Genomic DNA, 20,155 nt, shown 5'->3' on the forward strand with positions numbered 1-20,155 from the left:
GCCAGGACGCAAGGCTGCCTTCGGCAGGAAGTGAGGCCCGAAAGAACATCCGGGGAAGTGATGCGGCGAAGAGCGTCGCCGGAAGTGAGGCTCGCTAGCGCGAGGAAGTGATGCCCGGAGAAACGTCCGGGGAAGTGATGCCGCTTCGCAGGAAGCAAAAAAAAAGAGCTGCTGAACGCTGTGAAGAGTCGTCCTTAGTCCTTCGTCCCAGATCATGGACCCGTCCTTCGAAAGAGCAGTTGCAAGTTGTCAAAGAACCGCTGTACGCTTAAGAGCAAAAACCCGCTGGTCGCTGATGAAAACCACGTTGCCCGTCAACGGGCCACCGCCAAGAAGACCGGTTCTTCGTTCCGACGCTACGCGTCCAGGTTGTTCGTTCTTGGAACCGGATCCCTTATCAAGTCTGGGATACAGCAAATGGTTATTCCGAAAAGGCTAGATTCCGTCATTCCGACAAAGCTCCTGGTCGGAATCTTGATGCTATTGCTTCAATGGTCCTAACCAAGAACGAAGAACAGATCCTCGCTCTGGAACGAATAACAGATTCTCCTGGTGAACGGATAACCGCTCAACGGTGAACCGGTTTCTCTTGCTCTTTCGAACCCCCAACCCCGGTCTTACAACTCCTCTCATGAAGCCAGCATGCGGCTGTATGGCCATCAGCCACTTCGAAGCTGTCGGGCATCTCTTTGCTGCAGATGTCGATCTTATATGGGCATCTCGGGTGAAACGGGCAGCCGGGAGGCGGATTGATCGGGCTGGGAGGTTCCCCTTCAAGCTTGATGTTCTGGAGCTTCCTTTCCTGAGGATCCCAGTTTGGAATTGACGCCATCAGAGCCTTTGTGTAGGGGTGAGCAGGGTAATCGAACAGCTCCTTCGCTCCGGCAGTTTCAACAACATTTCCAAGATACATTACCATTATCCTATCGCTCATATGATGTACGACATCAAGGTTATGTGAGATGAATATATACGACATCTTGATCTCGTCTCTTAGCTCCTGCAGCAAGTTGATGATCTGGCTCTGAACAGAGACGTCAAGAGCTGAAGTCGGCTCGTCGCAGATTATCAACCTCGGGCTGACCGAGATAGAACGAGCTATCGCGATTCTCTGCCTCTGCCCTCCTGAAAACTCGTGAGGGTAGCGCTGAGCGTATTCTGGATACATGCCCACCTTCATCAGAAGCTCTCCGACATAATCGTCTATCTCATCTTTTGAAAGTAGATTGTGTGCTTCTATAGGTTCCTTGATAATGTCTCTTACCGTCATTCTGGGATCCAGCGAGTCAAACGGATTCTGGAAAATCATCTGAACGTCGCGTCGGAATTTCGAGCGGACGTTCTTTGCAAGCCCTTTGGTGATGTCGTATTCATTTCCCTTATCGTCATGATAGATTATCCTTCCTCCGGTCGGTTCATAGATCTTCACTATTGTTCTACCTAGAGTGCTCTTCCCGCAACCCGACTCGCCGACAATGCCGATAGTTTCGCCCTTACTTATCTCCATGGTTACAGATTGCATAGCTCTTACGTAGCCAACAACCTGGAGAAAGACCCCGGCCTTAATCGGGAAGAACTTCCTAAGCCCTTCGGTCGAAAGTATCTTCATGTTTCCGACCTCCCATCGAACAGCCAGCAGGCGACCGAATGGCCGGCATTCAAAGAAAACTCGGGAGGATCTTTCTCTCGGCAGATCTCCATTACATGAGGACATCTGGGGTTGAATCGGCAGCCGTCAGGGAACTCGTAAGCTCTTGGAACATAACCCTCAATATACGGCAGCTTCTTTCCCTTGTAGGATCTCATCACTCTGGAGTTCAGCAAGCCCTTTGTGTAAGGATGAGAAGGAGATGAATAAAGTTCATTCACGCCTGCCTTCTCGACTATCTTTCCGGCGTACATTACGTGAACTCTGTCAGCCAGCTCCGCAACTACCCCGAGATCATGGGTGATGAAGATTATAGAACTGCCGAATTCGCCTTGGAGCTCCCGCATAATGTTGAGGACTTGAGCCTGTATTGTAACATCCAGTGCGGTGGTTGGTTCGTCCGCTATGACTATCTCTGGATTGGTTATTAGAGCCATTGCAATCATGATTCTCTGGAGCATTCCGCCGCTCATTTCGTGGGGATACTCCTTGCATCTCTTCTCGGGTTCAGGAATGTTGATTCTACGAAGAATCGAAATAATCTCTTCATAGGTTTTGCCTTCATCCCAGGGCATGTGTGCCCTTGCAACTTCCTTCAGCTGGTAGCCTATGGTGAATAGAGGATCGAACGTCGACATGGGTTCCTGGAATATCATGCTGATTTCCTTGCCCCTTATGTCTCTGTACGCCTTGTTCGACAGTCCTGCCAGGTTCTTTCCCTTGTAATAGATCTCTCCTTCGACCTTTGCGGGAGGTACCTTGATAAGCCCCAGTATAGTCTGGACGGTTACGCTCTTTCCGCATCCTGATTCTCCAACCAGAGCCAAGATCTCTCCCTTCTCGACTTTGAAGCTGATGTCATCTACTGCCTTAACCAGACCATCTGGGGTTCTGAAATATGTCTTAAGGTTCTTGACTTCAAGAATTGTGCTCATACTTTTTCCACCGCCCTGTAAGGATCAACTGCATCTCTCAAGGCGTCTCCTACGAAGTTGAAGGAGAGAACAGCCACTATTATGAATAGCCCTGGAATCATCAGCCAGGGATGAGCCTCCAGTTCAGATAGAGACTGCGCCTGCTTCAGCAGCAACCCCCAGCTGGTCATAGGCTCCTTTATGCCAAGGCCGAGAAAGCTAATAGCGCTCTCACCCAAAATCATTCCCGGTATTGAAAGAGTCGAAACGACTATCAGATAACTGATTGTGTTTGGGATAAGGTGACGCGTTATTATCTTCATGTTCGAAACACCGGATACTTTGGCGGCAAGAATGAATTCCTTCTCTCTCAGGCTCAAGACCATTCCCCTAACAACACGTGCAACCCCCATCCAGCCGATCAGCGACAGGACAATTACGATTCCGAAATAGACCCACGTGCTAGGCCACTGAGGAGGTAGTATCGTGGCTAGTGCCAGCCACAGCGGTATCCTAGGGAAGGATCTTAAGAGTTCTATGAAACGTTGTATCAATACGTCGATAGTCCCGCCATAGTAACCTGAGAGGGCCCCCACTATGGCGCCTATGAAAACGCTTATCAGGGTGCCCACAAGACCCACGGTCATTGACACCTTGCCGCCAACAAGAACTCTAGAGAAGAGGTCTCTTCCAAACCTGTCCCCTCCAAATAGAAGTACCATTGCTACATCTGAAGACTCCTCGACACCAAAGAGATGAAGATCGGTCTTGAAAAGTCCCCAGAAAGTGTATTCTTCACCCCTTACGAAGAGTTTTATCGGTACTACGTTGTTCTTGTCTTCCGTGAATTCCAGTCTATACGTAACGGGGTTTCTGACCTTGGTCATTCCGTACACGAAAGGACCCCGCCAGTTGCCTTCTTCATCGAAGAAACGTATCTTTGAAGGAGGGGCATAGACGAAGTTTCTGTGTGCCGTTATGTAGTTGTAAGGAGCTATGAAATCGGCGAAGACGACCAGCAAATACATGATCGAGAGGGCGATAAGCCCAACGACTCCAAGTTTATGCTTAAGGAAGTTTTTTGCAATTCGTTCTTTCGTACTCTGCATGTCAGCTCATCCTTATCCTTGGATCGAGAATAGCCAGAGCTATGTCTGCAAGTAGATTTCCGATCTGGGTTATGATGGCTATGAACATCAAAAATGTCATAACTAAATATTGATCGTGGTTAAGAAGCGCATTATAGAAGAAGGGCCCCATTGTCGGAAGGTTCAATACGATAGCGGCGATTATAGTTCCGCTGAACACATTCGGTAGCTCCGTTCCGGCTATGCTGACCATAGGATTCAGAGCGTTCTTGATCGCGTGTTTCTTGACGGTTTTCTCATCGAGGCCATGCGCTCTAAGGGAAGTCACGAAAGGAGAAGAGATCACGTCTAGCATGTTTCCTCGCATTACCCTCATTAGCCCGGCGAGACCGCTCATTCCAACGACTATGAGAGGAACCCAAATGTGTTTCAGAAGGTCGACAAATTTTGCCAGACTGAAGGGCGCCCCGACAAACTGGGGCGAGAAGAGACCCCCAACCGATGCCGCCCCCATCTGCAACATTAGATACATCAAGATCAGTGCCATGAAAAAGTCGGGTATGGAGACTCCTATGAAACCGATCACTGTTAAGGTGTAATCCCCAAATGAATATGGATGCAGCGCCGAATAGATACCCATAGGAACTGCAAGAATCCACTGAAACACAATCGCCCCAAGCGCAATGAATATGGTCCAGCCCATTCGCTCCCATATCAGTTCTCCAACTGGTCTCTGGAAGGCGAAAGAATATCCGAAATCCCCGCGGGTGACTATTCCCTTTATCCAGTTCCAGTATCTGACATGTGCGGGTTCGTCTAGGCCGAGGTTCTTTCTAAGCAATTCGATCTGAGCCGGCGAGATTCTCGGATTATCGAGGTACTGGCTTACGAAATCGCCCGGCTGAAGCTCGGTAATGACGAAACAGATCACCGATATGAAGAACATCATTGGAATCATGATAAGCAATCTTCTTACGATAAAAGACCACATAACCTTCCTCCAGAGAAATGAAGCGGGAGGAGCTTCTCCTCCCGCAAATTACCAACTACTTCTTAAAGACAGTCCAGGAAGCGTAAGAGAGAAGACCCTCTTCGTTCTGTTCGACATTTCCAAGAGACTTGTTGGCAGCATAAAGATTCATACCTTTACACACAAATATCACGGGTAAGTACTCTGCGTAAATCTCCTGCCATTCGTCGTAGAAGGTCTTTCTGACTGCGTGGTCCATTGCGACTTGACCGAGTTCAAAGAGCTCATATACTCTCTTCTCCCAGTCAAGCATGTTCTCGAATATCGGAAGATTTGTCTCGGGATCCCTTGTCGTTCTGTGCCAGTAATACAGTTGTGTGCCCGGCTGCCATATAGCCTTTCTCAACTGAGGATCGGGTTGGTTTCCGAATGCCCTGAGCCCGGCTTCGAAGCTACCTGCGCCGAACATCTGACCGGTAAGAGAACTATCGAGTATCTGCAGGTTCACCTTAATTCCGATGCTAAGTAGATCCTGGGAGTATATGTAGGCGATATCCTGATATTCTTGAGGAGAGCTCTGAAGAGTCAGGACGAATTCGAACTTGCTTCCGTCTGGGTACTCTCTCAGGCCATCACCGTTGACGTCCTTGAAGCCTAATTCGTCAAGGAGCCTTGCTGCTTCGGCAAGGTTGAACGGTCTTCGGATCTCTTCAATCTTTGGGTTGTAGAAGGCCTTATTCGAAGGAAGAACGGGCACTCCTCCGAGAACGGCCAAACCGTTGTAGACCTCATCGATTATTCTTTCTCTGTCCAGAGCATACTCCATTGCCTGGCGGAACTCGGTTGTCTTGAAGACTTCTCTCAGTTTTGGATTCTCAGCATCGAAATTGAAGGCGATGTGAATAGGGCTTGGGGTCGGCTGGGTCGGCTCGGCGAGGAAGACTCTAAATGGACCGCCGGCAAGTTCTCTCTCCTTCAGTATCGGGAAGTCATTTCCCGAGACGGCCATGTAATCGAGTTCACCGGCCATGAACTTCGCCAGCCTTACCTGAGCGTCGCTCACGATAATGTATTCAACCTTGTCGACATACGGCAGTTTGTTTCCGTGAGAATCGACTTTCCAGTAATTGGGGTTCTTCGTCATAACTACTTTCTGATCGATTATGTATTCCGAAAGAACGAACGGGCCGTTTGCCGGAATCTCGCTTGGAGGAGTGTTTGTGAGCCATAGATCGTTAACGGAGTCGGGTCTGTCTTTGTCTATCTTGTCCTCAAGTGCGTGTGAAGGGTAGATATAAGCGTGCGAGAGAACGGTGAAAAAGGCTGCGTAAGGTGCGGGAAGAATTGCTTTGACGGTGCTGTCATCTACCTTCACCCACTCTATGGGCTGTGCTTCGATCGTGAATCGATCAACAGAATTTCCCCTTGCGACCGGGTTCATGATGAAGTACTTGAAGGTGAAGATTACGTCGTCTGCTGTAAGGGGTACCCCATCTGACCATTTCACATCTCTCAGATGGAAGGTGACCTCTTTGTTATTCTCCGAAACTACCCAAGACTCTGCCAGGGCCGGTCTGATTGCCGATGTGACGGGATGAGCCTCGACAAGTCCTGTTAGCATCTGACCTACCACCGTGTATGCGTTGTTGTCAAGGGTACCGTAGAAGTTGAATGATTGCGGAGATCCGGTAAGAGCTAGATATAGGGTACCTCCCATCTTCGGGTTTGGATCCGGAGTAAGCAGAGTATCTTCCACAAATGGAGCTGCCATCAACATGGCGGTGAAAAGAACCGCGAGAATCAACAGAAAGATTCGCCTCACTGTAAAAACCTCCTTTATGATTTCTCTCCCGTCGGGGAGATTAAGGTAATGCCAGTTTTCCAAGGACAACTCTTTGTCTCGCCCCTGTTACTGAGGGAACGTTTGCCCCGACGCCATTGAAGAACTCCTGGGCAAGGACGGCCATCCCCATGGCTTCCTTGGCCTGCAGAAAGGTTCTATCGGGTACGACTACCTCCAATCCGCTCAAGCGTTGTAGATCTTCAAGCATGACAGGATTCAGGGCGCCTCCTCCGGTAACAATCATTCTCTTCCCCATAGGCAAATAAGAAGTAATACTCTCAACTAATCGTCTTACACTGAACCTTACAAGTGTTCTAACTAGGTCTTCGGGTTTTGTTGCAGAGATCCCTTCCAGGAAAACCTCGTTGTAGAGCTCCCTTCCCGTTGACTTTGGAGGTCTTCTTTCGAAATAGCTTCTGTCTCTCTCTAGAAGGGCATTGAGGATCTCATCATCGACCGCACCGCTGGCCGCTATCTTACCGTTTTCATCAAACTCAAGGTTGTAATGCTTCTTCGTGACCAGATCTAAAAGGCAGTTGGCCGGCCCCGTGTCAAAGGCCTTCACATTCTCAAGATCATCGTCTACATAAGTCACGTTTGCAATGCCCCCGAGGTTTACTGCGTAAGAGCCGCTTTCAAAATAGATCCAGTCGAAATACGGGATGATTGGTGCCCCTTCCCCTCCGTAAACCATATCCTTCTTCCTGAAATCGAACACAACGGGAAGACCAGTTTCTGATGAGATAACGTCGGCCTCTCCTATCTGAAGAGTCGCCCGATTTTCAGGGTCATGGTAGACGGTCTGCCCATGATAAGCAATAGCTTCCACTACTACTCTCGTCTTCTCAAGATAAGACTTTATTGCCGCTGCGTGCCTTCTGCCAATTACGAAGTTCATCAAATTGACCCTGTCAACGCCGGAAAGGTCAGGATCGTACGTCTTCACTATCTCATCGTGAAAAAAAGAATCGAACCGAACGGAAAAATGGTCAAGAAGTTCGATCTTCATTGACTTTCCGCTGCCAGAACAGCTTACCAGAGCCAGCTCCAGCCCATCGGCCGAAGTCCCCGACATTACGCCGAGGATATTCCTTCTCCTGCTGGCGAGCAGTCCTCTCATTCGATTCCAGATCATCCAAGACTCCCAAAGACCAAATTATGAAGCCGTCTTCTAATTCTCTGCATCTGAGGTATAGTGTCTCTTCTGCTTATATTAGTCCGATTAGACAACAGTATCACATACAGCCCGGTAACTGGATCGACCCAAAGCGAGGTTCCGGTGAAACCAGTGTGCCCAAATGCATCTTCTCCAAGAATATCGCCCGCACTGGATCCTCTGGAGGGAGCCAGCCATCCCAGATGTCTTCTATCTCCTCCAATGCATACCGTCTCGGATACGAACGTTTCAAAGACCCTGGATGGTACAAGTCCTGCACACATTAGACTGGAGACAAACCTGAAAAGATCTCTTCCCGTTGAAAAGACGCCCGCATTTCCGCTGACCCCTCCAAGATAATATGCCAGCTCATCGTCCGGAAGCCCCTTCAATACTTTTCCATCGCGTTTGCATGTCGGTGCTACATTCGACAGTTCTTTTGGAAGAAAGCCAGAGGAATTCATTCCAAGAGGTCTGAAAACCTCCTCTGAACAGAACTCGGCGAATGACATCGAAGTTGTCTTCTCTACAACTGCCATCAGAGTTATGAAGTTGAGACATGAGTAGTTTATCTTCTCCATCAGACCGTTTTCCGGTTCGAGAGAAATGATCGACTCAAGAAGTTCTCTTCCCTTGAGATCGCGCCATGCTTCCGAGTAGGGCTGCATGCCAGAAGTGTGAGTCAGCAAGTGAAAGACCGAAATACCTTTCTTTGACTCAGGGACATCGAGAAGATCGCCCAGAGTATCCCAAAGCGAAAGATCGCCCCGAGAAACCAGAAGCATGATGGCGCTAGTGGTTGCTACGACCTTGCTCATACTCGCGATGTCATATACGGTCTCAAGCGTGACGGGAGTATTGTCATCGACAGCAAGGAAGCCGTATGGTTTCTCGTAGAGAATCTCGGTATCCTTCCCGACAACGACGACGGCTCCAGGGTACACTGCCTTTTCAATACCACAGGATACTATCTCATCAACTTTATTCCAGATCAAAATAGACCTCCTTTTGTATTACGTTCAATGTAAGCCGTCCTTGGTCCTTCGTCCAAGATCATGAACCCGTCCTTCGAAAGAGCAGTTGCAAGTTGTCAAAGAACCGCTGTGCGCTTAAGAGCAAAAACCCGCTGGTCGCTGATGAAAACCACGTTGTCCGTCAACGGTCCACCGCCAAGAAGACCGGTTCTTCGTTCCGACGCTACGCGTCCAGGTTGTTCGTTCTTGGAACCGGATCCCTTATCAAGTATGGGATACAGCAAATGGTTATTCCGAAAAGGCTAGATTCCGTCATTCCGACAAAGCTCCTGGTCGGAATCTTGATGCTCTTGCTTCAATGGCCCTAACCAAGAACGAAGAACAGATCCTCGCTCTGGAACGAATAACAGATTCTCCTGGTGAACGGAGAACCGCTCAACGGTGAACCGGTTTCTCTTGCTCTTTCGAACCCCTAACCACGGTTTCTCGAAAGCCCAGATCCTGAACAGGAGCGCTTCAGGATGACAGAATAGGTTCGTCCTGATCAGATTACTTTAATTTGCTTGCTATTTTTCTTTGGTTTTTGCCTCCTGGTGCGTAAGCGCCAGCATCACTTCCCCGGATGCTCTTCCGGGTATCACTTCCTCGCGCCAGCGAGCCTCACTTCCTGGCGTAGCCAGCCTTGCATCTCATTCCGCTCTTTCGAACCCCCAACCCCGGTTCCTCCAAAGCCCAGATCCTGAACAGGAGCACTTCAGGATGACAAAATAGATTCGTTCTGATCAGATTACTTTAATTTGCTTGCTCTTTTTCTTTGGTTTTTGCCTCCTGGTGCGTAAGCGCCAGCATCACTTCCCCGGATTCCCTTCCGGGCATCACTTCCTCGCGCCAGCGAGCCTCACTTCCTGCCGGAGGCAGCATCACTTCTGTTCTTGCTCTTACCAACCCCCTACGGCTACCCCCGACCACGGTTCTCCCAACAGCAATGCTATCTCATTTTCGTTTTTCCTCCAAGTTTTTCCTAGGCTGGTTAGCTGGAACTATAGTCAACTAAGGTCGATGAGCAAGTGTATTATTGATTATGTATATTCATACTAGACAAATATACAATTGACAATACAACCAATTAGAAATTAGAATTGAGCTGTCGAAAGTGAATGAAGGAGAGTTTTCATTTGAATCTAGATGAAGCCGTTGGACGGCTGTTTCTTATTGGAATTCCCGGACCGGAAATCGATAGCGACACGGAGAAGACGCTTGTACAAGTCAAGCCCGGAGCGGTGATTCTCTTTTCGAAAAACATTGTCGATGCAGCTCAGGTTAGGGCTCTGGTAGACGAGATTGAGAGAGTACTGGGATACAAGCCCGCAATAGCTATAGATCAGGAAGGCGGAATTGTGAGCAGACTCAGGGAAGGCTTCTCTGTTTCTCCTGGCGCGATGGCAATAGCGGCAACCAATAGAGTTGAGAATTGCTTTCTTGCGGGTAGTATCATGGCCAGAGAGATGAGAGCTATCGGTGTCAACTGGAATCTTGCTCCTGTAGTTGATGTAAACTGCAATCCAAAAAACCCTGGAATTGGAGTTCGAAGCTTTGGAGATTCTCCGGAGCAGGTAATCTCTTACGCAAGGGCATTTGTTGATGCTATGAGTGAAAATGGTGTTATGAGCTGCCTTAAGCACTTCCCTGGCAAGGGAAGGGTGGACGTAGACGCTCATCTGGATCTGCCGGTACTGGACGTTCCACTCAGCACCCTTGATTCTGAAGAACTGAGGCCGTTCAAAGAAGTTCCTGCCGATTCTATAATGCCCTCTCACATATTCATGCCGCAGCTTCAAGTTAGGCGCGTTCCGGCCTCAATGTCTAGAGAGATCCTAACCGATCTCGCGAGGGATTACTTGAAGTATCAGGGAGTGTTGGTCGCTGACGATCTTGGCATGGGCGGAGTGAGCAATTACTTCAAACCCGAGGAGGCCGCGATAGAGGGTCTGAAAAACGGTATGGATTATCTTACTTACTGCCATGAACCGGAAATTCAAAGAAGAGTCAAGAAGATTCTGATAAAGGAAATTGAGAGATCTTCCGAGCTTGAAGGTCGTCTTCAGCAGTCGTTGAGCAGAGTAGAGAGATTCAGGATGAAGGCTGTCTCATCGGCGAGAGTATCGCTCGAAGGGATAGGTTCACCGGAAAGCCTTGAGACGATGCAAGAGATCTCAGACAATTCAATTACGGCCATTCTGAATGACAGGTCTCTGCTTCCTCTACCAGTAAGCGATGTCATCACGATATTCGCGGTCAGACTTTCCAGATTGGTCCAGGTAGAGGATGGTCCCCAGAAAGGGGTTCCTGCTGTGGCCAGAGAGATCGCACAAATAACGGACAGTCCAGTAGTTGATTTTGCACCTAATCTCACCGTTGATGAAGCGGCCAGAATAGCAGCTAGTGCCCCCGGAAAAGGCATAAAATTGGTTTTCACCGAGAACGCTCACCTGCACGATGGTCAAAGGGAGCTACTCTTTAGGCTTTCGCAGAGAACGGGAAGGATGCTTGTGATCGCTTTGAGAAACCCATACGATGCGTTTGTGAACGGTGTGAAGAACTGCATTATAAGTTACGGCTACGAAGCCGTTTCGCAAAAGAGCATCATGAAGGTCTTGAAGGGTACGATAGTGGCCGAAGGAAAACTTCCGGTCAAGATACCGCGGGAGGTCTAGGATGAAGTTTGATAAGCTTGATACGGAGAGGTCGAATCCCAAATCAATGAATTTGGATGAACTATCGACTTATGAAATGTTGAGGATCATGAACGAAGAGGATGCAACGGTACCTCTTTCTGTGAGAGAGGTCCTCGAAGAAATCGCTTCTGCGGTTGAACTGTGCGTTGAATCTCTTCAGTCGGGAGGAAGAATAGTCTATGCAGGGGCAGGTACCAGTGGCCGTCTAGGAGTCTTGGATGCTGCGGAGGTCGTTCCGACTTTCGGTGTTTCAAAGGAGCTATTCGTGACACTTATGGCTGGAGGACAGGAAGCTCTTGCCAACCCCGTGGAGCACGCCGAAGACAGTGTTGAACTCGGAGAGCAAGAGGCTGAGAAAGTTGCTATATCTGAAAGAGATGCTGTAATCGGGATTTCGGCTTCGGGCCGGACACCTTACGTTGAAGGAATACTGAGACACGCAAGAAAGCAGGGAGCAAGAACGATAATCATATGTAACGTAGGGAATCCTCGCCTTGCGGAGCTAGCAGATGTCACTATTGCCGTGCGAACCGGTCCGGAGGTAGTTACGGGCAGCACGAGATTGAAGGCTGGGACGGCTCAGAAGATGGTCCTGAATATGATAAGCACTATAACGATGGTCAGGGTAGGAAGGGTTTTCGGAAACTACATGATAGGCGTGAAGATTCTTAACCGAAAACTGGTCGATCGTGCAACAAGAATAATCTCGGAAATCAGTGACCTTTCTTATGAAGAGTCCGCGAAGATACTCGATGCCTCCGGCAGGGAGGTCCCTCTTGCGATTCTCATGGCACTGACGGGGCTCGGAAAGGGTCAGTGCGAGGAATCTTTGAAGCGTAACAGAGGCCATGTGCGTTCGGCTCTAAAAGAACTTGGAGAAGTGAAGTGAGAGAGGCTGGAGCTCCGGTTTACTACCGAATCTACAAAGAGCTTAAACGGCGAATAGGCAAAGGCGTTTACTCAAAGAAACTTCCTACTGAGAAGGAGCTTTGCGGCGAGTTCAAGGTAAGCAGGTTGACGCTGCGGAGAGCGCTCGACGAACTGAAGAGAGAATCCGTTATCGAGTCTTCTAAAGGTCGGGGGACCTTCGTCGTCGAAGAAAAACACGAGGAAAGTATCAGTACCCTCACAGGATTCACCGAAGAAGCTGCCAGAGACAATCGTAAAGCGAAGTCGATAGTATTGAAAGACGGTCTCATCGTTCCTCCTGTAGAGATCGCAGAGCTATTCGGTATTCCCGTGGACGGTATGGTAGTGTTGCTCCAAAGAGTTAGGTATCTCGATGATGAACCGTATGGAATTGAGAGAGCCTACCTCAATCCGCTGGCAGATATAAGGATTCTCAACATAGTGAATAGAGATATGAGTGAAGAATCGCTCTACGCAATTCTGAAAAACGAGTTTTCCATTGTCCTCGATCATGCCCAGGAGAACATCGAGGTCTGCAGGTTGTCGAGAGAAGAGGCGAAGCATCTAAAAGTCAAAGAGGACAGCTACGCAATATCTAGAGAGAGACAGACATTTACCAATAAGAATCTATGTGTGGAAGTGGTCAGATCTGTTTACAGAGGGGATCGCTACAGACTAAAAGTTGTGAGGAGAGTAGAATGAGTAAGAAAATCATCGCGATGGACGGAGGCGGAACTAATCTTAGAGTCACTGCAATCTCAAGTGAAGGTAAGATAAGAAAGAACTACGGCACCGGGGTTAATATAACTGCGGTCAGCAGTAGCAATCTCATATCGATTTTCTCGTTAGTTCGCGACGACATATGGGTCCCGGATGTGATAGTCGCTGCCTTCTCCGGTGCGGGAGACAGAACTCGCGAAGGAAAGCTCGTTCAGGCGCTGGAATCGGTTTTCAGAGGAGCTAGCATCGAAGTGATTATGGACATCGAGGGACTTTACAGAGCGGCAGTCGGCGAAGGAAGAGGTGTTGTTGTCGTTTCTGGAACCGGTTCTACTGTTTACGGTCATGACTATGCGGGAGAAGCCGTGAAGTCTGGCGGCTGGGGACACATATTCGATGACGAGGGAAGCGCCTATTGGATTTCCATGAAGCTGATCACCGCAGCGCTCAAGTATAGAGATGGATTGATTCCTCACGATCCCGTTTTCGATCGGCTTGTAGAATTCTTTGAGATGGAGAGCATAGAGGAACTTGTCAATCTTACGCTTCTGCCTGATATGAAAACGAAGATCGCCTCATTCAGCAGAGTTGCTCTAGAAGACCCTTCGGAACTGACTAAAAGAGTTGCAGATGAGGGAATAGAGATACTGGCAAAAAGGACTCTCAACGTTCTTGAGAGAACAGGTGAGGTCGATACAATCCACACATTTGGCGGCTCATTTGCCTCCGCCTATTATAACGAGAGATTCTCGGAGATGATAAACAACCACAGGACCTCACTCTTCACGGGGAACGTGGATGAGATCCTTGCAGAACAGGCATTTGAGAAACTCAATAGATCCTGAATTCTTCGATCAGACTCTCAAACTCTCTCTGTTCACCTTCCCATAAGCGGGAAAGCTCTGCTGAAGTTGCTCCCTTCAGCAACTCTTCTCTATACCTTTCTTCTCCCATTATCAGGTCGAAATGGTATCTGCCGTCCCACATCTTGTTTAGAGGGATGCTGGTCCCGTGATAATGCACATCCCAGTCAAATTTCTCTGGCCACAATCTTATTAGAGTGGCGATTATGTCTAAAGCAAGTTCCAAGGGTTTAATGGTGTTTCTATCGGCAACATAGAACTCAAGACCATTACAAGACTGGTCGTGCAACTTGAATGCCCCAGGAATGAAACTCCTCTCTCTGAAGGCAACACCGGGATGATCATGCTTTTTCAGTTCCTTATAAAGCGATGAGGAGTCAATCCATGGCGCTCCTATGTATTTGAATGGATGAACAGTGCCGCGCCCCATGGATAGGTTCGTGCCCTCGAAGAGACAGAAGCCCGAGTATAGTATCGCATGTTCAAGAGAAGGTATATTTGGAGAGGGAGTACTCCATAGATGGCCGGTCTCATCATAATACATGTCTTTGTCGTAGTTCTCCATGGGGATTACGATCAGATCTGCGCCGATGTCAAAAACCTTGTTGAAGTACTTCGCAACTTCTCCCACTGTCATACCGTACCTCAGAGCCAAACCGTAGCCACCAACGATGCTGTCCAATCTCTTCTTAATTGTTGGGCCGACGACTTTGCAGGACAGAGGATTGGGTCGATCGAGAACAACTACCTCTATTCCCCGCTTTGCACACTCTTCCATCGAATATACAAGAGAGTAGAGGTATGTATAGAAGCGAAGTCCGACATCCTGGATATCATAAACAAAGGAGTCAATTCCCGAAAGCATTTCTTCTGTAGGACGTATGACATCTCCGAAGAGCGAATAGATTGGGATGCCGTACTTAGGGTCGACCGCATTGGCTACACTTACTCCATCTGCCGCGGCTCCCGAGATTCCATGTTCGGGACCGAACAACTTCACGACGTTGAATCTGTTACTGAGCAACAGGTCAACGTTGATTCGTAAATCTCCATTTACACCGCTGGAATTGGTTAACAAACCGATCCGTTTACTCTTCAGCTGGTTTCCAGCCAGAAGACAGTCGATTCCAAGCTTCACTTTCACGCCAGACACCTCACTTTATAGCTCCCTGCGTCATACCTGTTATGAATTGCCTTGAGAACAACAAGAAGAGTATTATCGTCGGGGCCACTGCGAGAGTAAGGCCCGAGAAGAGGAGGTGCCACTGATTGACGTATTCTCCGAAGAAGATCGAGACTGCGAGAGTTATAGTTGCCTTGGATCTGTCGGTTATGAAGATCAGTGGGAAGAAGAAATCGTTCCACACATTGACGAAACTGACAATCGATACTATGGAGAGAGCCGGTTTGACCAGTGGAAGTACAATCTTCCAGTATATCTGCATCGGAGAAGCTCCATCGATTCTGGCTGCTTCAGAAAGCTCATTCGGAACCCCGTCAATGAAATTCTTGAGAAGAAAGACAGAGAAAGGGATATTTACGGAGGTGTAGATTAGAATCAGTCCAAGCAGAGAGTTCGTGAGATGAAAGTTTCTCAGTAGTATGAATATGGGGATTATTGCGAGCCTCGCCGGAAAGGCCAGACCTAGCATCGAGTAAATGAAGAGAAATCTTCTTCCCTTGAAGGTATACTTAGAAATTGCATAGGCGAACATAGAGGATACTATAACAATTCCAATTACCGAGGTTCCGGCAACAATCAGACTGTTTTTGTACCCCGTCCCTATACCGGCCTGTTGCCAGGCCTTTGAATAGTTCTCGAACATAACCTTTGACGGAAAGGAGAAGGGTTGAAGATAGATCTCCCTCATCGACTTGAGAGAGTTCAAAATCATCATGAAAAAAGGAACAAGTATGACCAGGCAGTAGACGGCCAGAAGGAAGTAGACGATTATCTTTCCGAAAAGACTTAGCTTCAGCATGTTTCAAGCACTCCTTTGTCTCTTCTCGACAATGTATACATACAGAATCGAGACGGGCATAACTATGGTGAAGATGAAGACTGTTACCGAAGCTCCCAGTCCCATGTCGACTGCCCCGCTGCCAAGTCCTCCGAAAGCCGTCCTGTAGAAGAGAGTCCCGAGAACGTCAGTAGTTCTGTAAGGACCAGCCTGTACGCCCACAAGAGCGTATACCATGTCGAATATATTGAAACTCCATATGAAAATGAGAATTGCTAGCGTTCTGAAAGTTGAAAACGTCAGAGGGAATATTATTCTCCACGTAATCTTCCAGTTGTTGGCACCATCAATGTAAGCGGCCTCTATCAATTCAGGCGATATATCAAGTATCGCAGCGAGAATAACGAGTACATAGAACCCAAGATTTCGCCAAACATTCACCAGAATAATCGTCGTGAGAGCAGTACTTGCCTGACCCAGCCACGGCTGTGCGAATCTTCCAAGCCCTACAAGTTTTAGAAGCTGGTTAACAAGGCCTGCTTGAGGATTCAGGAAGAGCACCCACATGAATCCCACAAGAACCAGAGGTATCATATTCGGAATGTATGTGACCACTCTGAACACTCCGGCTCCCTTTATCTTGCTTGCCAGCATAAGTGCAATAAGGAATCCGAGTCCCAGCTCAAAGATTACAAGCATGATGAAGAAATAAACGTTATGTGAGAATGCATTGAACAGTTCTTTGGAAAAGCTTCCGGTAAAAAGCGTACGGAAGTTCTTTAAACCGACGAAGGTCCTCGGCCCTACACCAGACCAGCTGAAAAAGCTCAGTATGAGGCTGTCGATCAGTGGGTATATTATGAACATAGAGTACAGAATCAGGGCAGGTAAGATGAAAACAAGAAGGTATCTAAGTTTAATCTGCATCTTCGTTTCTCCTCAATGAACTCTTCCCCGCTGGCTGGCGGGGAAGAGAAGAATTAACTGATTACTTGTTCATCAAAGGCGGGTACCACTGAGAAATAGCGTCCTGAGCCATCTGAGAGAGTCCTTCGGGAGTAAGCTGCCCTGCGTAAAGAGCTTGCATTCCTGGGCTAAGAACGTCGTCATAGAGAGAAGGTTTCTGTGTTGTGAATACAGAGCCTACCCAGTAAACCCATGGAGAGGCGTTGTTGTTGTAAACATCAAGAACCTCTTCTAGAAGAGGATCGGGCGGGATTTCTGCGCCAACAACGGCAGGAATATTGTAAGTGATTCCGGCGAATATCGTACCGAATTCAGGAGTGGCACAGAATTTGATGATCTCTTTTGAGTCCTCGAGATTCTTGACGTTTGATGTCAAAGCGATCGCTCCATCGAGATATGTGTAGGCGTAAGGTGTCTGGTCTTTTGTTTCCGGAGGAACCATGAAGTAGCCGACATTTAGATCGGGATTGAGATCCTTCCATGTCTGGTAGCCCCATGCTCCGTAGAACACCATTGCAGCCTGTCCAAATGCGAAAGCAGCATCCTGATCTACGGTCGAATTACCCATGAATCCATCCTGATAGTAAACTTTGAGGTCGTTAAGTTTCTTGTTGAGGTCGGTGAACTTTGGATCTAGGAAGTTCGTTTCGCCATCAGTGAGCGCCTTTATCCAGTCTGGTCCCAGAATGCTGACGCCACACATCGCATGCTGCATTGCCAGCGCCCAGGCTTCCTTTCCGTAAAGGAAGAATGGGGTGATACCGTTCTTCTTGAACACTTCAGCATTAGCGATTAGTTCGTCCCAGGTTTCAGGTTCTTCAAGTCCGAACTGGTCGTAGTAGTCCTTGTTGTAGAATATTCCGACCACCTGAACTGCGAAAGGAACTCCATAAACTTCGTCTTCCCATGTAACAGAGTTCAGCGAAGCCTGAGGGAAGTTTGACATGTCCGTGAAATCACCGATCGGAAGATAGAGCCCGTTTTCAATTAGAACCTGAGTTCTTCCTCCAGGAAGTCTTCTGGAGTAGACAATATCTGGACCTTCACCGGTCTGCAGAGCGAGAGCTACCTTTGAATCGTATTCCGTCGGAGCAAAGGCTGTGAATTCGATCGTTATGTTGAGTCCCTGACTCCTGAGTGCGGCCTCAACATCTCTCCAGACCTGAGCATCTTGTGTCCGCCAGCTCCAGATCGTTACCTTACCGGCAAACGCACTAACTACGAGAATCGCAATTAAAGCGACTAGCAAGAATTTCTTCATCTTTCGCTTCCTAACAAATTAAAGTGAGAACACATTACTTGTTATGCTATCGTGAATCTATTGAGTGACACATACAACGCATAGATAAACCATTCTGTCTTGTCAGCAAGAGGGACATCCCGGATCGGCGAATGATATTGTTAGTATGATTATACAATATATGTCTAAGCGAAAAAAACAGTAATTAGCATTGAACAGGCACGATCATTGGAGCTCAATGCTAAAAATTGGCGTTAGGCATTCCTCAACGAAAGAAGATGGGTGTAATTACTTTCGTTGTTCTCTATTACCTAAACATTGACTACGAAAGGACGAACAGATCGAGAGCGTTTGGAGGAAGTTTGAAGAGCAAGTTTGGCGTTTTTCGACTGCTCTATCGGTAAGCACATAGTTCAGGTGAAAACAAGACTTCATAATATCAGGATAATCATATAGAATCGTTATATAGTTCTGACAGGACCGCGGATATTGGAAAGAGTCACTAGATTATTTTCTGCCGGAGGCGACTGATGGAGAGAGTGACGGTTACGATTGAAGCAAGTATGGAGGGTGCTGTTGACAGCTTCTTGATAAGAAGGCATGGTGACGTTGAATCCCTCAAAGAAGCAATTGTTGCCGATGATTTCGAAAGAATGGGGAAAATCGCCGAATTCATGAAGAATGAGGGCAGCTGTTGCGGTTTCGATCTCATCTCCTCATTGGGTGCAAAGCTCTCTTTTGCCGCTTCAGAGAAGAATAGACTGGCAGCCGAGATCTGTGTTGACATTCTCAACTGGTACATGACAAGAATAAGGACAGAGATATTCGGAGAGGGATAGAAACGAACGCGTCTACAATGCACGGGGGTTAGTATTGCTTCTGAAACCTATGGAAAAGCCGGTTCTACCGGAAAGGCTTTCTGGAAAACCTTTGATAGCGATAACTATTGGCGACCCCGCAGGCATCGGCCCCGAGATCGTCTGTAAAGCTATAGCACACGGGGAAATCCTCGAGATCTGCAGGCCGGTTGTTATTGGGGACCGCAAGATCATTCAGCGAGAGATCTACAGAAATAAGCTGTCGCTTGACATAACTCTGGTTGAGGGCCTAAATGAAGAGATGGAATCAACTTCAGGCAATATCTCGTTGATTGACATGGGGAATGCTGATGTGCTACCCGATTACGGAAAGATCTGCGGTGGATGCGGAAGGGCCGCCTATGAATACCTCGAGAAGGCTGCGGAACTGGCGCAAAAGGGAAAGATTTCTGCAATTACGACTGCACCGATTAACAAAATGTCCATCAAGGCTGCAGGAGTTCCCTTTGCAGGACATACCGAGATTCTGGGCTCGCTATTGGGGGCGAGAGACCCGCTGACGATGTTTGAAATAGCCGGTGAGCTACGAGTCTTCTTTCTTTCCAGACACGTTTCACTTATGGAGGCCTGTCGCATGGTGAAGAGAGACAGAATATTCGATTATATAGTTAGATGTGACGCAGCCCTTAAGCAGCTGGACATCGAGCAGCGAAGGCCAATTGGTGTTGCAGCCTTGAACCCACATGGCGGAGAAGGTGGACTCTTCGGGCGCGAGGAACTCGATGAAATTATTCCCGCCGTTGAGCTAGCAAGGCAGAAAGGGATTGATGTCCTCGGACCGATAGGGGCAGACTCGATCTTCTCTATGGCAAGAAGAGGCGCATTTTCTGCAGTTCTCTCTATGTACCATGACCAGGGCCACATAGCAACGAAGACACTGGATTTCGATAGGACCGTATCGATTACCCTTGGAATGCCAATTCTGAGGACTTCCGTAGATCACGGAACGGCCTTCGACATTGCGGGAAGGGGAATTGCCGATCCCACGAATTTGATCGAAGCCGTTAAGGCCGCTGCCCGCTATTCATAAGAGCCGCCGATAACCTCAAAAGACTTCTTCAACTATGATGCGGCTCCCGGAGGATTAATAGGGCACAGCTCCGGAAGGCACGCTCCCCTCACCTTCCTGAAATATCCCTGGATTGATCTCATTGTTTCTATTATCTCAATTTCACGCCTTTCTCTCTCATCCATTAAATGGCAGAGAGTCTCCCCTTACTGTTCTCTTTATCGAGTAGTTTCCATTTCGATGCACCGTTACAGAGTACTCATGCTGAATACTTACTCTTT

The 20,155-nt window shown here is 48.1% G+C and carries 18 protein-coding genes; 6 read left to right on the plus strand and 12 right to left on the minus strand.

Translation table 11 applies throughout. The features are described 5' to 3' along the window. Window positions 1-568 precede the first annotated feature (568 nt). The 8 genes from V512_RS10860 to V512_RS10900 all read right to left on the minus strand — a co-directional run bounded on the left by V512_RS10860 (window position 569) and on the right by V512_RS10900 (window position 9,538). A complete protein-coding gene (locus V512_RS10860) occupies window positions 569-1,609 on the minus strand; it encodes an oligopeptide/dipeptide ABC transporter ATP-binding protein (protein WP_099830482.1) in 1,041 nt (346 codons plus the stop codon). After that, entirely contained in the window at window positions 1,606-2,583 is a 978-nt protein-coding gene (locus tag V512_RS10865; RefSeq protein ID WP_099830483.1) for an ABC transporter ATP-binding protein, read from the minus strand. The genes V512_RS10860 and V512_RS10865 overlap by 4 nt, the downstream gene beginning before the upstream one ends. Further along, window positions 2,580-3,671, minus strand: coding sequence for an ABC transporter permease (locus V512_RS10870; protein WP_099830484.1), 1,092 nt, complete (start codon window positions 3,669-3,671; stop codon window positions 2,580-2,582). The genes V512_RS10865 and V512_RS10870 overlap by 4 nt, the downstream gene beginning before the upstream one ends. Window position 3,672: 1 nt before the next feature. Beyond that, window positions 3,673-4,641 carry an ABC transporter permease gene (locus tag V512_RS10875; RefSeq protein WP_099830485.1) on the minus strand — a complete coding sequence of 323 codons (969 nt, stop codon included), beginning with the start codon at window positions 4,639-4,641 and terminating at the stop codon, window positions 3,673-3,675. Window positions 4,642-4,696: 55 nt separating this feature from the next. After that, window positions 4,697-6,442 (minus strand): ABC transporter substrate-binding protein, encoded by a 1,746-nt coding sequence (locus V512_RS10880; RefSeq protein ID WP_099830486.1) that lies wholly within the window; start codon window positions 6,440-6,442, stop codon window positions 4,697-4,699. A 40-nt stretch (window positions 6,443-6,482) separates the two neighbouring features. Further along, entirely contained in the window at window positions 6,483-7,598 is a 1,116-nt protein-coding gene (locus V512_RS10885) for an anhydro-N-acetylmuramic acid kinase (protein WP_099830487.1), read from the minus strand. Further along, window positions 7,595-8,614: a serine hydrolase domain-containing protein gene (locus V512_RS10890; protein WP_099830488.1), complete on the minus strand. Its 1,020-nt coding sequence runs from the start codon at window positions 8,612-8,614 to the stop codon at window positions 7,595-7,597. Before V512_RS10890 ends, V512_RS10885 begins: the two co-directional genes overlap by 4 nt. Window positions 8,615-9,385: 771 nt before the next feature. Next, entirely contained in the window at window positions 9,386-9,538 is a 153-nt protein-coding gene (locus V512_RS10900; protein ID WP_243392391.1) for a hydrolase-like protein, read from the minus strand. Between the two features lie 230 nt (window positions 9,539-9,768). On the opposite strand from V512_RS10900, the gene nagZ reads away from it, so the two are divergent. Genes nagZ through V512_RS10920 form a run of 4 tightly spaced genes read left to right on the plus strand, consistent with a single transcriptional unit; the run spans window position 9,769 to window position 13,802 of the window. Next, window positions 9,769-11,307: a beta-N-acetylhexosaminidase gene (gene nagZ / locus V512_RS10905; RefSeq protein ID WP_099830489.1), complete on the plus strand. Its 1,539-nt coding sequence runs from the start codon at window positions 9,769-9,771 to the stop codon at window positions 11,305-11,307. A gap of 1 nt (window position 11,308) precedes the next feature. Next, the gene (murQ, locus tag V512_RS10910) at window positions 11,309-12,217 is read left to right on the plus strand and encodes an N-acetylmuramic acid 6-phosphate etherase (protein WP_099830490.1); all 909 of its coding nucleotides are present in this window, start codon (window positions 11,309-11,311) and stop codon (window positions 12,215-12,217) included. Further along, window positions 12,214-12,939, plus strand: coding sequence for a GntR family transcriptional regulator (locus V512_RS10915; RefSeq protein WP_099830491.1), 726 nt, complete (start codon window positions 12,214-12,216; stop codon window positions 12,937-12,939). The genes murQ and V512_RS10915 overlap by 4 nt, the downstream gene beginning before the upstream one ends. Continuing rightward, complete coding sequence (locus V512_RS10920; protein WP_099830492.1) at window positions 12,936-13,802, plus strand: BadF/BadG/BcrA/BcrD ATPase family protein; 867 nt, start codon at window positions 12,936-12,938, stop codon at window positions 13,800-13,802. Before V512_RS10915 ends, V512_RS10920 begins: the two co-directional genes overlap by 4 nt. Here V512_RS10920 and V512_RS10925 read toward each other — a convergent pair. The 4 genes from V512_RS10925 to V512_RS10940 all read right to left on the minus strand — a co-directional run bounded on the left by V512_RS10925 (window position 13,789) and on the right by V512_RS10940 (window position 18,008). Then, window positions 13,789-14,964 (minus strand): DUF1343 domain-containing protein, encoded by a 1,176-nt coding sequence (locus V512_RS10925; RefSeq protein WP_099830493.1) that lies wholly within the window; start codon window positions 14,962-14,964, stop codon window positions 13,789-13,791. The two genes, V512_RS10920 and V512_RS10925, sit on opposite strands and share 14 nt — an antisense overlap. A 10-nt stretch (window positions 14,965-14,974) precedes the next feature. Further along, a complete protein-coding gene (locus V512_RS10930) occupies window positions 14,975-15,802 on the minus strand; it encodes a carbohydrate ABC transporter permease (protein WP_099830494.1) in 828 nt (275 codons plus the stop codon). Window positions 15,803-15,805: 3 nt separating this feature from the next. Next, on the minus strand, window positions 15,806-16,708 hold the full coding sequence (locus tag V512_RS10935) for a sugar ABC transporter permease (RefSeq protein WP_099830495.1): 903 nt from the start codon (window positions 16,706-16,708) through the stop codon (window positions 15,806-15,808). Between the two features lie 61 nt (window positions 16,709-16,769). Next, on the minus strand, window positions 16,770-18,008 hold the full coding sequence (locus tag V512_RS10940; RefSeq protein ID WP_099830496.1) for an extracellular solute-binding protein: 1,239 nt from the start codon (window positions 18,006-18,008) through the stop codon (window positions 16,770-16,772). 509 nt (window positions 18,009-18,517) lie between these two features. On the opposite strand from V512_RS10940, the gene V512_RS10945 reads away from it, so the two are divergent. Together V512_RS10945 and pdxA are read left to right on the plus strand one after the other, a co-directional pair. Next, window positions 18,518-18,826, plus strand: a complete 309-nt coding sequence (locus tag V512_RS10945) for a cytoplasmic protein (RefSeq protein WP_099830497.1) — start codon at window positions 18,518-18,520, stop codon at window positions 18,824-18,826. A gap of 34 nt (window positions 18,827-18,860) precedes the next feature. Further along, complete coding sequence (pdxA, locus tag V512_RS10950; RefSeq protein ID WP_099830498.1) at window positions 18,861-19,895, plus strand: 4-hydroxythreonine-4-phosphate dehydrogenase PdxA; 1,035 nt, start codon at window positions 18,861-18,863, stop codon at window positions 19,893-19,895. Window positions 19,896-20,155 lie beyond the last annotated feature (260 nt).

Source organism: Mesotoga sp. Brook.08.105.5.1, assembly GCF_002752635.1.
Classification (GTDB): Bacteria; Thermotogota; Thermotogae; order Petrotogales; family Kosmotogaceae; genus Mesotoga.

What these genes read in the sequence shown, in the direction of transcription:
- V512_RS10860 (WP_099830482.1), bottom strand. Translation starts at nt 1,609, where the DNA reads ATGAAGATACTTTCGACCGAAGGGCTTAGGAAGTTCTTCCCGATTAAG.
- V512_RS10865 (WP_099830483.1), bottom strand. Translation starts at nt 2,583, where the DNA reads ATGAGCACAATTCTTGAAGTCAAGAACCTTAAGACATATTTCAGAACC.
- V512_RS10870 (WP_099830484.1), bottom strand. Translation starts at nt 3,671, where the DNA reads ATGCAGAGTACGAAAGAACGAATTGCAAAAAACTTCCTTAAGCATAAA.
- V512_RS10875 (WP_099830485.1), bottom strand. Translation starts at nt 4,641, where the DNA reads ATGTGGTCTTTTATCGTAAGAAGATTGCTTATCATGATTCCAATGATG.
- V512_RS10885 (WP_099830487.1), bottom strand. Translation starts at nt 7,598, where the DNA reads ATGATCTGGAATCGAATGAGAGGACTGCTCGCCAGCAGGAGAAGGAAT.
- murQ (WP_099830490.1), top strand. Translation starts at nt 11,309, where the DNA reads ATGAAGTTTGATAAGCTTGATACGGAGAGGTCGAATCCCAAATCAATG.
- V512_RS10920 (WP_099830492.1), top strand. Translation starts at nt 12,936, where the DNA reads ATGAGTAAGAAAATCATCGCGATGGACGGAGGCGGAACTAATCTTAGA.
- V512_RS10930 (WP_099830494.1), bottom strand. Translation starts at nt 15,802, where the DNA reads ATGCTGAAGCTAAGTCTTTTCGGAAAGATAATCGTCTACTTCCTTCTG.
- V512_RS10935 (WP_099830495.1), bottom strand. Translation starts at nt 16,708, where the DNA reads ATGCAGATTAAACTTAGATACCTTCTTGTTTTCATCTTACCTGCCCTG.
- V512_RS10940 (WP_099830496.1), bottom strand. Translation starts at nt 18,008, where the DNA reads ATGAAGAAATTCTTGCTAGTCGCTTTAATTGCGATTCTCGTAGTTAGT.
- V512_RS10945 (WP_099830497.1), top strand. Translation starts at nt 18,518, where the DNA reads ATGGAGAGAGTGACGGTTACGATTGAAGCAAGTATGGAGGGTGCTGTT.